This window comes from Pseudomonas sp. 86_A, from assembly GCF_017491705.1.
In the GTDB taxonomy this organism is placed as follows: domain Bacteria; phylum Pseudomonadota; class Gammaproteobacteria; order Pseudomonadales; family Pseudomonadaceae; genus Aquipseudomonas; species Aquipseudomonas koreensis.
Map to the genome: position 1 here is coordinate 147,695 of NZ_JAFGYS010000002.1, position 14,298 is coordinate 161,992.

12 protein-coding genes and 1 pseudogene are annotated in these 14,298 nt (G+C 47.5%); 4 read left to right on the forward strand and 9 right to left on the reverse strand.

The window, feature by feature from the left end; translation table 11 throughout:
* Positions 1–136: 136 nt before the first annotated feature.
* Positions 137–541 (reverse strand): HPF/RaiA family ribosome-associated protein, encoded by a 405-nt coding sequence (locus J5M57_RS04005; RefSeq protein ID WP_169843137.1) that lies wholly within the window; start codon positions 539–541, stop codon positions 137–139.
* Between the two features lie 200 nt (positions 542–741).
* Positions 742–1,689 carry a LysR substrate-binding domain-containing protein gene (locus J5M57_RS04010; RefSeq protein ID WP_083366973.1) on the reverse strand — a complete coding sequence of 316 codons (948 nt, stop codon included), beginning with the start codon at positions 1,687–1,689 and terminating at the stop codon, positions 742–744.
* A gap of 135 nt (positions 1,690–1,824) precedes the next feature.
* Between J5M57_RS04010 and J5M57_RS04015 the strand changes: the two genes are divergently transcribed.
* From J5M57_RS04015 to J5M57_RS04025, 3 genes are all read left to right on the forward strand, one after another.
* Entirely contained in the window at positions 1,825–3,201 is a 1,377-nt protein-coding gene (locus J5M57_RS04015; RefSeq protein ID WP_207847514.1) for an L-serine ammonia-lyase, read from the forward strand.
* Between the two features lie 86 nt (positions 3,202–3,287).
* Positions 3,288–4,589 carry an HAAAP family serine/threonine permease gene (locus J5M57_RS04020; RefSeq protein WP_207847516.1) on the forward strand — a complete coding sequence of 434 codons (1,302 nt, stop codon included), beginning with the start codon at positions 3,288–3,290 and terminating at the stop codon, positions 4,587–4,589.
* A gap of 313 nt (positions 4,590–4,902) precedes the next feature.
* The gene (locus tag J5M57_RS04025) at positions 4,903–5,220 is read left to right on the forward strand and encodes a DUF3509 domain-containing protein (RefSeq protein WP_064586032.1); all 318 of its coding nucleotides are present in this window, start codon (positions 4,903–4,905) and stop codon (positions 5,218–5,220) included.
* Here J5M57_RS04025 and J5M57_RS04030 read toward each other — a convergent pair.
* A pseudogene (locus J5M57_RS04030) lies at positions 5,217–5,483 on the reverse strand (phosphate-starvation-inducible PsiE family protein); the annotation flags it as partial. The gene J5M57_RS04025 and the pseudogene J5M57_RS04030 sit on opposite strands and share 4 nt — an antisense overlap.
* 37 nt (positions 5,484–5,520) lie before the next feature.
* On the opposite strand from J5M57_RS04030, the gene J5M57_RS04035 reads away from it, so the two are divergent.
* A complete protein-coding gene (locus J5M57_RS04035; protein WP_207847524.1) occupies positions 5,521–7,269 on the forward strand; it encodes a recombinase family protein in 1,749 nt (582 codons plus the stop codon).
* Positions 7,270–7,354: 85 nt separating this feature from the next.
* Here J5M57_RS04035 and J5M57_RS04040 read toward each other — a convergent pair whose 3' ends face one another.
* From J5M57_RS04040 to J5M57_RS04065, 6 genes are all read right to left on the reverse strand, one after another.
* Positions 7,355–7,726, reverse strand: coding sequence for a histone-like nucleoid-structuring protein, MvaT/MvaU family (locus J5M57_RS04040; protein WP_207847527.1), 372 nt, complete (start codon positions 7,724–7,726; stop codon positions 7,355–7,357).
* A 63-nt stretch (positions 7,727–7,789) separates the two neighbouring features.
* Positions 7,790–8,371 (reverse strand): hypothetical protein, encoded by a 582-nt coding sequence (locus tag J5M57_RS04045; protein ID WP_243435056.1) that lies wholly within the window; start codon positions 8,369–8,371, stop codon positions 7,790–7,792.
* 975 nt (positions 8,372–9,346) lie between these two features.
* Complete coding sequence (locus tag J5M57_RS04050; protein WP_207847528.1) at positions 9,347–10,390, reverse strand: fimbrial protein; 1,044 nt, start codon at positions 10,388–10,390, stop codon at positions 9,347–9,349.
* A 224-nt stretch (positions 10,391–10,614) separates the two neighbouring features.
* On the reverse strand, positions 10,615–12,378 hold the full coding sequence (locus J5M57_RS04055; RefSeq protein ID WP_207847529.1) for an alpha-glucosidase: 1,764 nt from the start codon (positions 12,376–12,378) through the stop codon (positions 10,615–10,617).
* 82 nt (positions 12,379–12,460) lie between these two features.
* Positions 12,461–13,627: an MFS transporter gene (locus J5M57_RS04060; RefSeq protein ID WP_207847530.1), complete on the reverse strand. Its 1,167-nt coding sequence runs from the start codon at positions 13,625–13,627 to the stop codon at positions 12,461–12,463.
* 39 nt (positions 13,628–13,666) lie between these two features.
* Positions 13,667–14,296, reverse strand: coding sequence for an HAD-IA family hydrolase (locus tag J5M57_RS04065; RefSeq protein ID WP_207847531.1), 630 nt, complete (start codon positions 14,294–14,296; stop codon positions 13,667–13,669).
* Between the last annotated feature and the right edge of the window lie 2 nt (positions 14,297–14,298).

Genomic DNA, 14,298 nt, shown 5'->3' on the forward strand with positions numbered 1-14,298 from the left:
GCTGTTGAACGCCTTTGCAGGTTTTGGGGCCGCTTCGCAGCCCAGCGGGAGCAAGCTCCCTCGCCACACGGTTCAAAAAAAAACGGGCCTGCTTGCGCAGGCCCGTTCTCATGGGGTGGCTTGAAAAATCAGCGCATCAACTGTTGATCGCTGCCTGTTCATTCTCGAGAAATTCTTCCTCCAGCAGTGCGTCATTCGCCTTGCTGAATGGCACGGTGGCGGCGCGGGGCTTGCCCCGCAGTTTGCCAAACAGGTGCTCCAGCGCGTGTTCCAGTTTTTCGGCTGCACCGTCGATCGCCTGTTCCAGCGAATCGGCTTTATGGGTGACGGAAATCGGTTGATGGCCTTTTGGCCGCGCTTCCAGTTGGCAGCGCAAGTCATGGGGACCTGGTTTGTCACCGTTCTCGTCGCTCAGGTGGACTTCGACACGGGTCAGGTCTTCTTCATAACGTTCGAGCGTGCTCTCAATGGTTGTACGTACCCACTCCTCCAGTCGTTGACTACTTTGAATATGGTTATCGCTGTTGACTTGGATTTGCATAGTTCATCCCTTATTTCAGCTAGCTCGCGAGAGGCCTTGAATTGAATTTCTTGACCTCTTGGTTACAACAATCGGCCCGACTGACGAACATTTCAACCCCTGAAAAAAGATAAATATTCATTCGCAAAAAAAGCCGGACAACCGAGCAAGTCACTGGTAAGGTCGGGAGTTGGGTCGCCACGCAACCCTGCAAAATCTGCTCACAATTGCCCGTCGTTCAACGGGTGCAAGCTGCGGAAAATCGCCGCCTCCTCCACCAGCCAGTCATGTACGGCACGCACGCCCGGATGGCTCAACGCCCCCGGCGCATACAACAAAACGTAACGCTTGTGATTGGGCACCGACAGCCCGAACGGCACAATCAAAGTCCCCCGCTCCAACTCATCGTTTAGCAGTGTGCGTCGGGCGATCGCCACGCCCATGCCGGCGATGGCCGCTTCGATGGTCAGGTGATTGCGATTGAAGGTGTGGCCGCGCCGGACATCGGCGCCTTCGAAGCCGATCGCGTTGAGATAGAACTCCCATTCCGCATATTCATAACTGCCGCGCCAGGCGGTGATGTCGTGCAGCAGCGGGAAATGCCCCAGATCCGCCGGCCCATGCAGCGGTGGGCGCCCACGCAGCAGGCTCGGTGCGCACACCGGGAAAATCTGCTCATCGAGCAAGGCTGTGGATAACAGTCCCGGGTAGCTGCCGTCGTTCAGGTCAATCGCCAGATCAAAGTCGCCCTCGTGCAACGGCACGCTGCTGTCCTCGGCCACCAGGCGCAACTGGATGTCCGGATAGCGCTGTTGCAGGCGGGGCAGACGCGGGGTCAGCCATTTGCTGAGGAACGACGGAATCGAGCGCACCCGCAAAATCCCGCTGATCATTCCGGCATCCAGACGGCGCAATTCAGCATCGATGCTGCCGTAGGCCTCATTGACCGTAATCGCCAGCCGCTGCCCTTCCGCACTCAGTTCCACCCCCCGCGCACGGCGATGGAACAGGCGAAAGCCGAGGCGCTCTTCCAGTTGGCGAATCTGCTGACTGACGGCCCCCGGGGTGATGTGCAGTTCTTCTGCGCAACGGGTGAACGACAGGTGCCGCGCGGCACAGGAAAACACCTGCAGCCAGACGTAGGTCTGGGCGTGCAATTGACGACTCATCGTTTAGTCCTGCTAAAGGCTTTCTTAGGAAGTTTCGTTGGTCACGTAGGACCGAGGTAGGCAGTATCGCCGACATTGCGCTTGTCCTACAAAAAATGGCAGCGATTCCTACTCCATTGCTTGTAAGGGTTTAGCATGGCTATCAGTGTTTTCGATCTATTCAAAGTCGGCATCGGTCCGTCCAGTTCCCACACCGTCGGCCCGATGCGTGCCGCAGCGACCTTCGCCGAGGCGCTGATCGACCAACGGTTGCTCAACGATGTACGTCGGGTGGAAATCCGTTTGTACGGTTCGCTGTCGGCCACCGGTGTCGGCCACGCCACCGACCGCGCCACGCTCATGGGGCTGATGGGCGAATGGCCGGACAGCGTTGATCCGGCGACCATCGACCCGCGCATCCAGCACCTGCGCGAAAGCGGTCTGCTGTCGCTGGCCGGGCAGCGAGACATTGCCTTCAACTGGCAGCGCGATCTCCTGCTGCTGGACGAGAGCCTGCCCTACCACCCCAACGCCATGTCGCTGACAGCCTTTGGCGAAAGCGCCGAGTTGTTCACGCAAACGTACTACTCGATCGGCGGCGGTTTCATCATCGAAGCGGCGGAAGCCGAATCCGGTGTCGCCCCTGCCGGTGACGTGGTGCTGCCCTATGACTTTTCCAGCGCCGCCGAACTGCTCAGTCTGTGCAAGCAGCACGACTTGCGGGTCTCGGAGCTGATGATGGCCAACGAACGGGCCTGGCGCAGCGACGCTGAAATCCGTAACGGCTTGCTGCACATCTGGTCGGTGATGCGCGAGTGCGTCGAACAGGGTCTGCGCCACGAAGGCATCCTGCCCGGCGGGCTGAACGTGCCGCGCCGTGCGGCGAAACTGCACCGCAGCCTGCTGGAAATCGGCAAGCCGAACGTGATCAGTTCGACGCTGTCGGCGATGGAGTGGGTCAACCTGTTCGCCCTCGCCGTCAACGAAGAGAACGCGGCCGGCGGGCGCATGGTGACCGCGCCGACCAACGGTGCGGCCGGGATCATTCCGGCGGTGCTGCACTACTACATGAAATTCAATCCGGACGCGTCCGACGATGATGTCGTCGCGTTCTTCATGGGCGCCGCCGCCGTCGGCATTCTGTGTAAGAAAAATGCCTCGATCTCCGGCGCCGAAGTCGGCTGTCAGGGCGAGGTCGGTTCGGCCTGCGCCATGGCCGCTGCGGGCCTGGCCGAAGTGCTCGGTGCCACCCCCGAGCAACTGGAAAACGCCGCCGAAATCGGACTGGAACACAACCTCGGGCTGACCTGTGACCCGGTCGGCGGCCTAGTGCAGGTGCCCTGCATCGAGCGCAACGCCATCGCCGCGGTGAAAGCGATCAACGCCACACAAATGGCCCTGCGCGGCGACGGCAAACATTTCATTTCCCTCGACCGGGTGATCCGCACCATGCGCGATACCGGCGCCGACATGCACGACAAATACAAAGAGACTTCACGGGGCGGCCTGGCCGTGAGCTGGGTGGAGTGCTGACGCGCATTCCCTGACCGCCCCGGCCGGCCGCAACTTGCGGCCGGCCAACCGTGAGCCCGAGCAAAAATAATAACGAGGCAAAAACGATGACCGATGTACGTACACCTGCTGCCGAAAATCCCGCTGTAGATCGCACACGCAACACCGAAATTGCCCACAAGGGCTGGAGCAAAGCCGACACCACCTGGATGCTCGGCCTGTACGGCACGGCGATCGGTGCCGGCACCTTATTCCTGCCGATCAACGCCGGTGTCGGCGGTTTCTGGCCGTTGCTGATTCTGGCGCTGCTGGCGTTCCCGATGACCTTCTTCGCCCACCGGGGCCTGACCCGCTTTGTGTTATCCGGGCGTTCGGGCGACATCACCGAAGTCGTCGAAGAACACTTCGGCATCGGTGCCGGCAAGCTGATCACCTTGCTTTACTTCTTCGCGATCTTCCCGATCCTGCTGGTGTACAGCGTCGCGCTGACCAACACCCTGAGCAGTTTCCTCGAACACCAGTTGCACATCGCCCCGCCGCCCCGGGCGATCCTGTCGCTGGCGCTGATCCTCGGCCTGATGGCGATCGTGCGCTGCGGGCAGAACGTGATCGTCAAAGCCATGAGCGTGCTGGTCTACCCGTTCGTCGCCGCCCTGCTGTTGCTCGGTCTGAGCCTGATCCCCAACTGGAACGGCGCGTTCTTTGCCAGCGCTCAAGAGGCGATGCCGCTGTCGACGTTCTTCAAGACCCTGTGGCTGGCGATTCCGGTGATGGTGTTCTCGTTCAACCATTCGCCGATCATCTCGGCGTTCGCCGTTGACCAGAAGCAGCGCTACGGCGCCCAGGCCGAGCGCAAGAGCAGCGGCATCCTCGCCATGGCCCACGGCATGATGGTGGTGACGGTGATGTTCTTCTGCTTCAGTTGCGTGCTGGCGCTGTCACCGGCGGATCTGGCCGCAGCGAAAGCGCAGAACATTTCGATCCTGTCGTACCTGGCCAACCACTTCCAGACCCCGGTCATCGCTTACGCCGCGCCGCTGATCGCGCTGGTGGCGATCACCAAATCCTTCCTCGGCCACTACATCGGCGCCAGCGAAGGCTTTCAGGGCATGATCGTCAAAAGCCTGCGCGGTCGAGGCAAGGTGATGTCGGCAAGTTGGCTGAACCGTGCGACCGCGCTGTTCATGATCCTCAGCTGCTGGGCCGTAGCCACCTTCAACCCGAGCATCCTCGGCATGATCGAAACCCTTGGCGGGCCGGTCATCGCTTGCCTGTTGTTCCTGATGCCGATGTACGCCATCCGCCGCGTGCCAGCCTTGCGCCAGTATTCGGGACAGGTGTCGAACGTGTTCGTGGTGCTGATCGGCCTGATTGCACTGTCGGCGATCATCTATTCGGTTCTGCCCTGAAACGGGCCATAAACAAACAAGGCGAGCTGTGTGCTCGCCTTTTTTATGCCGTATTCATTGTTCGACAATTTTCCCGGCACAGCCCTTGCTACACACCTGTAGGAGCTCCCGAAGGTTCGGGCCGCGTTCGGACGATCTTTTGATCTTCGTGACCGACATCAAAACATTGAAGATCAAAAGATCGCAGCCTGCGGCAGCGCCTACACAGAAGCACTTGGCGAAATGGCCACGGAATGGCCGATGGTCCGGTATGGCGAACCAACCCGATCACGGCCGGTCAACAACTGCACGTTCAATCAGGCGGTGACGCATCATGGACAACCCTTTTCAGATCATTACCGATGCCTTCGCGCCGGACTATCAGATCAACCTGAGCATTCAGGGGCTGGACGGCAGCATCATGCTGACCCTGTCGGACAGAGGCCGCATCGTGGCCAAACGCATGATCAGCAGCGAACAACGCAACGATCCAGAGCGCTTGAAGCGACTGGTGCAAAGCATTCAATTCGGCATCGCCATCGAACAGGGCCACAGCGCCATGGCGATCCTCGAAGCGATGACCAGCGGCGCCGGGCTGCCGCCGCCACCGCAGCCAATCGACGGCCAGTCTCGACCGTCGGCAGGTCTTTAGAGCTCGCCCTTCTCGATCTCGGGGTGTTCGCCGGAACCGGCGCCGAGCTTGCGTTGCGGTTTCTCGATCTTCACCGAGGGAAATTGCGACGAGGCGTAACGCACCACCAGGATCGAGAACGCCAGCAGCAGAATCCCGCCGCACAGGTAGATGATGCCCATGTCCGGCGGGTTGTGGTGCGAGACGTTGGAGATCAGCAGACGGGTCAGCGCGGTGATCGCCACGTAGATCAGGAAGCGCACCGGCATGTGGTTGGTCTTGTATAATAGGTCTTAATCTAACAATTCGGCATGACCCATCATGACAAGTCCATCCCCAGCAGCCTACGCATATATAAGGCACAGCACGAAGCGTCAAGGCGCAGAGGACAAGGACTCTGTAACACGCCAGAAAGAGTCTATCCGAGTGCTTGCAGAGCAGTACAAGGTGCAGATCCCGGATGAGAATTTCTTCTACGAAAACGGGGTGTCAGCGTACAACGGCAAGAACCGCACACACGGCAAGCTGAAAGAGCTGATTGACCAAATCGACAGTCTACGCATTCGCCCTGGCGATATTGTTTTCGTTGAATCTATTGACCGTTTGAGTCGCCAGAGGCTTTTACAAGCTAAAGATTTGGTCAATGGAATTCTTGAAAAAGGTATCGTTTTAGTCACCACGATTGACAATCAGCGCTACGAAAAAGCCTCTGATAAAAACGGTATTGACGATTTATCACAAGATATTCTTTTGTCTGTGATTTCAAAACGTTCACACGAAGAATCGAAAACCAAAAGCGTTCGCCGCCTATCAGCGTGGGCAAAGGCCAAGAAAGACGCGGTTGAAAAATCAATACCCTTCAACAAAAAGCGTCCTCCTTTTGGCATTCAGTACAACGAACTCACACAAAAGTTTGAGCCACACCCTGAACAAGCCGAAGAGCTTAACCGAATTTTTGAATCGTTAAGGCTTCAAGGTGTTACAGCAACGATTAAAGAAATTAACAAAACATCGTCAGTAAAATGGACTCAAAACCGAGTTAAAGACATTTTTGAAAAAAAATATCCACTTGGCTACATGTATTCCCAAGTAAAAAAAGACGGGAAAATGCAGTTCGATAAATACATTGAAAACTATTACCCTCAAATTATAAGCTTTGAGCTTTTTGAACAAGCTCGCCAAGCAATGCAAGGGCGAAAAGTAAACCGCCGCGCTGGCCGATCAAGCCAAGACAACTCAAACATCTTTCGCCACACAGCCATGTGCGGGATTTGCGGCGAATCCATGTTCTTTATGAATAATTTCGGCTCGCAAACGAAACGCTATTTTTACATGAGTTGCAGAAGCAATTTTGAGCAGAACAATAAATGCAAAAACCGCTTTCGGTATGATTTTGGCGTTTCGGTTCTTTTCCACATTATCGCTTCATCCTTCTTTTGGAATATGCTATCAAAACGGCCCGCCCTATTTGAAGCAGTTAAAAAATCAACTTTTTATAGCGAAGGCGATTTTGGAACAAAAGTAGAAACGGCTGAGGACATGATAAGCTACGCAAAAGTTGGCGAGCATTTCATTAGATTCTTGGAAGGAAACACGGACAACAAATCTCAAAACAAAGAAAGAATTGAAAAAGAGATTCTTCTTTCCAAAAAGAAAATGACATTGGAGAACCTTGAAAAATCAGTTGAGACAATCCAGGACGGAGCAATCCCGGCTTCCATTCTTAAAATGCTGATGAATGCAGAAGAAGAAGTTTCGAGACTAAAAGAAGAACTTGAAGAACTGACCGTAAATTCAATCGACACAAAAACAACGCTTCACGTCAAAACCGTTGATGAATTCGTCGAGCTATTCAAGAAGGAACACGGACGCCTTCAAATCATTAACTTCCTAGCATCCAACGGAATAACATTTTTCTTCACTTACAACAAAGACGCAAAAACGCTAAATACAAAGGTTGCAATAGACGGCGAAGTGGTCAGTACATACAACACAATGTATGAAATCAATGCGCTTGAAAAATACGGGATCGGGAACATTGCAGAAGAATTCAAATTACCAGATGCTTAAATACGTGGCTTTTTGAGTCAAGCAAAGCACCAAAGGGATGAGACGTGAAGCACATGCCGCCATTGCGGCGGCATGATAGCTGGTGTTACTTGCTCAACCACGACTCAACGGTGTCAGCACCGAACTCGTTTTTCCATTCTTTAAGCTGGCGATGATTGCCACCTTTAGTTTCGATGGTTTCGCCAGTGTGCGGGTTCTTGTAGACCTTAACCACGCGCTCGCGGCGGGTTGCTTTGGCAGCTACAGGAGCAGCACCACCTTTGCGGTTAAGCGAAGCTGGATCGAGGATTGCGATCACGTCACGCAGACTTTTGCCATATTGGCCTAGCAGATTGCGCAGCTTCTCTTCAAATTTGATTTCTTCAGCCAAACCAGCGTCACCTTTCAAGGCTTCCAGTTGGGCCATTTGTTCTGCAAGGTGTTTTTCAAGCTGACGGAATTCTGCAAGCTTCGACATGATGTAACCCTTTAATTAGTGATGATTGGATACTACAACAAATTAATTCAGTTTGAAAATAGGTCAGTCCATTTTCATTTTGAATGGTTTGGATTTGGCTACAAGTTCAAATTTCTTAGAATTTTCATTCCAAAGCACCACACCATCGGATTGCATCATGTCCGGGCTACCAGCTTTGTAGTAACGCAAATCGCTCATGAAAATTGCATTGCTGTTTTGCCTGTGAGCAACCCCACCATTAGCAGGCGCTAGCGCATCTGATTCGCTTGGAAACTGCATAGGTGCTTTGTAAAGCTTCCCATCGTTCACATCAACGAAGACCGTGGCTTGGCATCCCGTGCCGCAACCATAAGTAGCGACAACAAAGTGCCCCGCAAAATCGGCTTTCTTGCCAATGGTGCCTTCGATGGATTCTTTGATGCGCCACTGCCCTGCTAGGGCTTTGTTACTCGACCAATCGACTTTTGACAATGTTTTGTTAGAGACCGAGGAAGCCGGGTATTTCTCAAAGGTGAATCGGTCATCTGCATGGCTTGCAGAAGCTACGCACATGGCAAGAGCTACAGCAGTCAAAATCCTTTTCATTTGAATCACTCGATGTTGGTTAGAGGCAAAACCATAGCTCCAGTCTGTTGGATCAATCAAGATCGTTCCAAAAAATATTTTAGAACGTTACGAAACCCGGCAGATATAGCTTTAAAACTGCTTTTCCCTGAAATGACAAACAGCTTCTTCAGAAACCTTATCCATTTATTTATTTCGCGCAGCGGACGCACAATAACGAAATTTGTGAAATCCTCTATATAAATAAATCCAATTTAGAAAATAAATTAATATCGACCTCAGTTAAATTTAATCACACATTCATCAAAGCAAGAGATGGAGAACCTAAACAGAACGCAGCAAAGCTAAATCGCCTTTAAGCATGACACATATTTATTTAATCAACTGAGTAGGACAGTGGCATCCCGACAGCAAAACTTTACGTTCATGTTTTTTGACTGAGGATATTAATCATAGATTCGATTACTTCAGCCTGCATACAAAAGGATGAGTATCAAGACAAAATAAACTTATACCAAACTGAGAAATATAAAATCTTACAGAAACCAAAGATCATGAATACATAAAAATCACCAATTGCATTTCCAGACGAGCGAAGCTATAGGGATACATACAACAACTCTAATCAAGACTAAAATGAAAAATACATTTCTTATAAAAATATAAATCATAGATCAAAACACGATATCTTTAAAATAAACAAAAGCGCTAAAAAATAAAATGCGCTGTAAGATTTAAATCAAAAATAACATAATTAGAAAGAATATATAAAACATTTATGAGCCAATAGATCTTAACGTGTTAATTATATAGAATCTAATAAAACACGAACTTTGCACAGCGAAATATTATTATATAGCCAAGACCATGCAAATATAGAAATTTGGCTAAGAGATTGCCGCACCCATCGCCGCATTAAAAATGCACCAATAAGTATTAAATCACTAAGAATTTAAAATTATTGATGCATTATCTAACAATGCCGGCAAGCCCTTCGACAAATACACCCAAAAAAATCCACATTAAACCATAATGAAAATCAAATAATCATCTGTTTTATCTGTAATATATATCCACGGAAGCCCCGGCACTAAAGGAGCCAGGTTGGTAAACATTTTTATTCCACAAAAGTTGAGCAATGAAGCGCTTACTCGACAATAATTGGTTGGTCGCCTCAATTAACCGAAACTCAGAATTGAAAGGAACTATAGATCGATTATCCTCTGTTAAAATTCTAATACCAACTGCATCATTATCAGATGGGATGAGAAGATTATCTTGTACAGCAGCATTAATCGGGGTCAACATTGCTCCAATAGCGTAAACGCTATCGCATTGCTTACTGGAAGAAACAGTGAATGGAATCTCTTTTATAAGAACTCCTTTATCAGGCCTCCCTGCAATATTCCCAAAATTGACAGTTTGTGGGGATATGGACAACGTAGAAGCACATGAAACATATCGGAAATTATTCAAATTATTGACAAAAAACTTATAATAAGCGTCTCCTGTATTTACACCTCCTTTGCCATCAAATGCTAACAACTGATAAGAAGACACAGTGGTGAGAGCACCCTCTTTATTAGGCTCTGCTTCACTCTTCTTCGATACGAATGGGCGAATTCCTACCATAAAACTTCTAATCGTTGTTGATTTGCAACCTCTGGAACTATTACAGGATCCTAATGTAATCCCCATATCAGTTTTACATGCACTAGCGCCAACGACACTGCATATAAGATCAACGCCATTGACTGTCACTCCCACTTCAATATCAGGGCCAAGTACGTTGTTCGCTTTATCAGCAGGATTGAGATAAAGATATACATTTTCAGAATCAGCCGCACCATTCTGCCAGCATTCAATAGAAAGAGTAAATTGGTCGCCAACCCACAATTTCGTACCTTTAGGCAACGACGGTAAAACCGCGATATTTTCAGTTATACTCACCGACTGTGAGTTTGATGTCCCATAACTCTGACAAAGAGTCGCAAAACTATTACAGGAAAATAAAGCCAATATCGTCACATACATTATTTTAAACATATTATTAAATCTCTTAAAATCTAAAACGCGTTTAACATTTTTAAAAATTTTCATCAGTATGTCGACACTGCTAACGCAGGTATTTCGGCGATGAATCTTCTAAAAACCATATAAAGCCATTAACTAATTGATATTATATTTCTTAAAGGTTATCCTGGCGAACTTAACCAATTGTCATAACCATAAAGACTTCAGCCCATTATCAGATCCACTCTAATGAAGATAACTGAATCAACAGCGCCAAGTAAATCTTACCACTCGGCGCTTAAGGCAGTTTATCAGTGAAGCTTATATATTGAAGCTTGCCAGGGTTTAAGATCTATAAACTCAAGCGAGCCATTTGAACGTGGATCGGGTAAATTTTGGAGAATTAGTGTACCTCTGTTTAGTTTATTCGGCAAAGAATATTTGACTTGATAATCCGTCATATTTATGACAATCAGAAAAGACTCTGTGCCTAGAGTACGAGTATATGCGAAGACCTGTTCATGGCTAGGGTCTAGGTCACGATATTCACCAACAACAAGAGCCGGGTTAGACTTTCGCAAATTTATCAATTTTCTGTAAAAATTGAAAACTGATTTAGGTTCGTTGACTTGGCTACTCGCATTAATTGAAATGTAGTTCGGATTGACACTAATCCACGGGGTGCCTGAAGTGAAGCCTCCGCTCGGAGAGCTATCCCATTGAAAAGGAGTTCGCCCATTATCTCGATTAGTTTGTCGAGCATTATTGAGGAAATACTCACTATCAATAGTTCCGGTCTCGACCAAATCACGCCAGTAACCTTTGAGCTGAATATCATCAAAGTCGTTGATATCCTTAAAAGGGTAATTAGTCATGCCAATCTCATCGCCCTGGTATATGAACGGAGTGCCGCGCTGGGTCAGACTTAAAAGGGCAAGAGCTTTAGAAGACGAATCACGCCATTCATTCGAATCATTACCAAAATGGGATACTACTCGCGCGTTATCATGGTTGCTCAAAAAGAATGCGCCCCAACCATTATTACCGGTAATTCTATCGACATTACTAATGGCTTGCTTAAACTCCGGAATACTCCACTCTTTCGCTTCCCAAACACTTTTCCGACCAACGAAGATAGCGTCGAAAATGAAAGCCAAATTAAATTCTTTGTTTGACGGATTAGTAAATAATTGAATTTCTTCTGGAGGAGTTCGCCAAACCTCAGCAATGGTGGCAAGATCTCTGCCAGCAAAAAGCTTTTCATGCATATCTTTAATATATGAATGAACTTTAGGATCTACGACCTTTTCAACAGTATCACTTTTGAATTTTTCGAACTGTGCTTTAGTATCATAAGGCTTTACGAAGTCAGCGACTGCATCGAAGCGCAACCCTGAAACCCCTTTATCAAGCCAAAATCGTATGTCCTCGTAGACAGCATCACGAACACGGGGATTATCCCAATTAAGATCAGGTTGGCTGGACGCGAAGGTGTGATAATAATATTGACCCGTTTGTTTTGATTTCTCCCAGGAAGAACCACCAAATGAAGAGTTATTATCAGTAGCCGGTCCTCCGTTAACGCCATCTCTCCAAATGTAAAAATCACGATAAGGATTGTCTTTAGACTTCATGCTTTCGATAAACCAAGGGTGCTCTTCGCTAGTATGGTTCACCACAACATCAATCATTATACGCATGTTTCTTTTTTTGAGCTCAGATACTAGAACATCAAAATCATGGTTGTTGCCGTATTCCTTCATCACCCTACGATAATCACTAACGTCATATCCACTGTCTTTACCTGGCGAACCATAGTGTGGAGTCAGGAGAATAGCGTCGACACCCAAATTTTGGAGGTAATCTAACTTTTCAGTGATACCGTTAATATCACCAATACCGTCTCCAGTCGTATCTTTGAAAGATTTGATATAAATTTCATAAAAGACTGCTGTTTTCCACCAAGGCAGGCTTTGCCTAGTTGCATCAAGTTCGGATGCCACAGCAAACTGTAGGCCAAAGCAATATATCAATAAATTAAAATAAAGTAATAAAGATTTGTGAACTTTAGTCATCAGAAAACCCCTAGCCATTTTACCTCTCCTTGTTAGCGAACACGCCTACTCTAAACTCAGCTTAAACCAAGCAATATTGAACTTACTTGAGCAAATTCTTGCTTTTGAAGGTATCCTTAATTGAATAAACAATTAGAAAGCTAGAAAAAAGTGCCAACACCAAGAAGGCGTCAGATATTGATGAGAAATGCGCAATAGCTCCCACGATGCCCGGCCCCATCAATATTCCAGAATAGCCTATGGTGGAAATTGCAGCTACTGCAAGGGTCACAGGCATAACACTTTGGTTGCCCGCCGCAGTAAACAACAGTGGCGCAATATTAGCTACACCTAAACCAATCATTAGGAATGCTAAAACAGCTATCGAAAGACCGCTACTCAACCACAGCATAATCAGGCCTATAAATGCTAAAAAAGAACTGATTAAAAAAGTTTTACTTTTGCCGAGATTATCAACAAAGTATCCACCATAAAAACGACCAATGGTCATTGTCACGGAAAACACTGCGTATCCAATTCCACTATAACTTATACTTACGGCGTGTTGATCGACAAGCAAAACGCCACTCCAATCCAACATCGAACCTTCAACTATGTAAGCAATGAAGCACAGAAGCCCCAGCAAAATAACCTTACCTTTAGGAAAAACAAAATTGTTCGATGATGAGGTTTCTACTTCCCGCAAAATGTTTGGAACAGAACGTCGCAATAATGTGGCTATTATTACCGCCGTTAGAAGTAAGCAAAGGTTAGCTGTTAATCCAATTAAAAGTAATAAACTGGTTGTACACACACCAATAAATGCACCAAAACTAAAAAGCGCGTGGAAGCGGGGCATCAAAGATCTGTCAGCAATTTTTTCAACCTGAACAGCTTGTATATTAACAATCACATCCATTGCACCTACGCTAGCACCGAAAAGTGATATAAATAGAGCAATGAGTAAGAAGTTATCGATTGTCATGATCACTGGTAGTAAAACGGTAGCAAGTATCACCGAAAATAAATATATAATTCTACATCCAAACTTAGCTGCCAACACTCCAGAAACAAACATTGAGCTAATCGAGCCAACTCCAAATGCAATCAGCAAAATACTAAGATCACCATCACTGATTCCCAACTTATATTTTAGAATAGGAATTAGAGGCGCCCAACTTGCCAAAATAAAACCTACTACAAAGAAAGCTATTCGTGTAGACGAGATAAGTTTACTGTTGTTAGCACTACATTTAATTTTTCCAGTCATCATATAGACCTAATGATTAAGCTTGTTTATCTGAGCGAGTCAACTTTTTTTCAAAATCTGAAACTCAGATATGTCGTTGAGGCTGTCAATCACCCTATATGCAAGCTTATAATTTTGATTAGACGATAAGGAATGAGGCCACGCATAAACCTTCGTAATACCTGCAGCTGTTGCAGAATTTATTCCAATATCAGTATCTTCAACTACAATTACATCATCTGCGTGAGCACCTAATTTATCGATCATTTGAAGATAAGGATCAGGATAAGGTTTAGTTCGGATAACATCGTCACCAGCGATCAAAAACGGAGCACAATTTTCAATTAAAGCAAGATTAAGCAAACATGTATCCCTAGGTGCAGACGAAACATATCCGTAAGAAATTTTAGAATCTTTAAGCTCATGAATTAATTTCTTAATTCCCGGCCTTACAAATTGATCGGACAAAAGAGACTCATAAGCAATATGAAGATCTACTTTAAGATTTTCAATTTGTTCAGGGTTGACTTTTAGATGTCTAAGTGTTTCATCTAAGCTTAAACCGATGAGATTTTCCGGTTTGAAATTCCTTGCTAGATTGGGAACCACTTGCATTAAAGCATTAAAGTGCAATTGTTCACTATCTATCACTACGCCATCAATATCAAAAATTACAGATAAGTCTTTCATAA

Excerpts from the sequence above, each read along its gene's own strand:
- J5M57_RS04005 (WP_169843137.1), bottom strand. The coding sequence starts at position 541 with ATGCAAATCCAAGTCAACAGCGATAACCATATTCAAAGTAGTCAACGA.
- J5M57_RS04065 (WP_207847531.1), bottom strand. The coding sequence starts at position 14,296 with ATGAAAGACTTATCTGTAATTTTTGATATTGATGGCGTAGTGATAGAT.
- J5M57_RS04010 (WP_083366973.1), bottom strand. The coding sequence starts at position 1,689 with ATGAGTCGTCAATTGCACGCCCAGACCTACGTCTGGCTGCAGGTGTTT.
- J5M57_RS04055 (WP_207847529.1), bottom strand. The coding sequence starts at position 12,378 with ATGACTAAAGTTCACAAATCTTTATTACTTTATTTTAATTTATTGATA.
- J5M57_RS04040 (WP_207847527.1), bottom strand. The coding sequence starts at position 7,726 with ATGTCGAAGCTTGCAGAATTCCGTCAGCTTGAAAAACACCTTGCAGAA.
- J5M57_RS04020 (WP_207847516.1), top strand. The coding sequence starts at position 3,288 with ATGACCGATGTACGTACACCTGCTGCCGAAAATCCCGCTGTAGATCGC.
- J5M57_RS04035 (WP_207847524.1), top strand. The coding sequence starts at position 5,521 with ATGACAAGTCCATCCCCAGCAGCCTACGCATATATAAGGCACAGCACG.
- J5M57_RS04060 (WP_207847530.1), bottom strand. The coding sequence starts at position 13,627 with ATGACTGGAAAAATTAAATGTAGTGCTAACAACAGTAAACTTATCTCG.
- J5M57_RS04015 (WP_207847514.1), top strand. The coding sequence starts at position 1,825 with ATGGCTATCAGTGTTTTCGATCTATTCAAAGTCGGCATCGGTCCGTCC.
- J5M57_RS04050 (WP_207847528.1), bottom strand. The coding sequence starts at position 10,390 with ATGAAAATTTTTAAAAATGTTAAACGCGTTTTAGATTTTAAGAGATTT.
- J5M57_RS04025 (WP_064586032.1), top strand. The coding sequence starts at position 4,903 with ATGGACAACCCTTTTCAGATCATTACCGATGCCTTCGCGCCGGACTAT.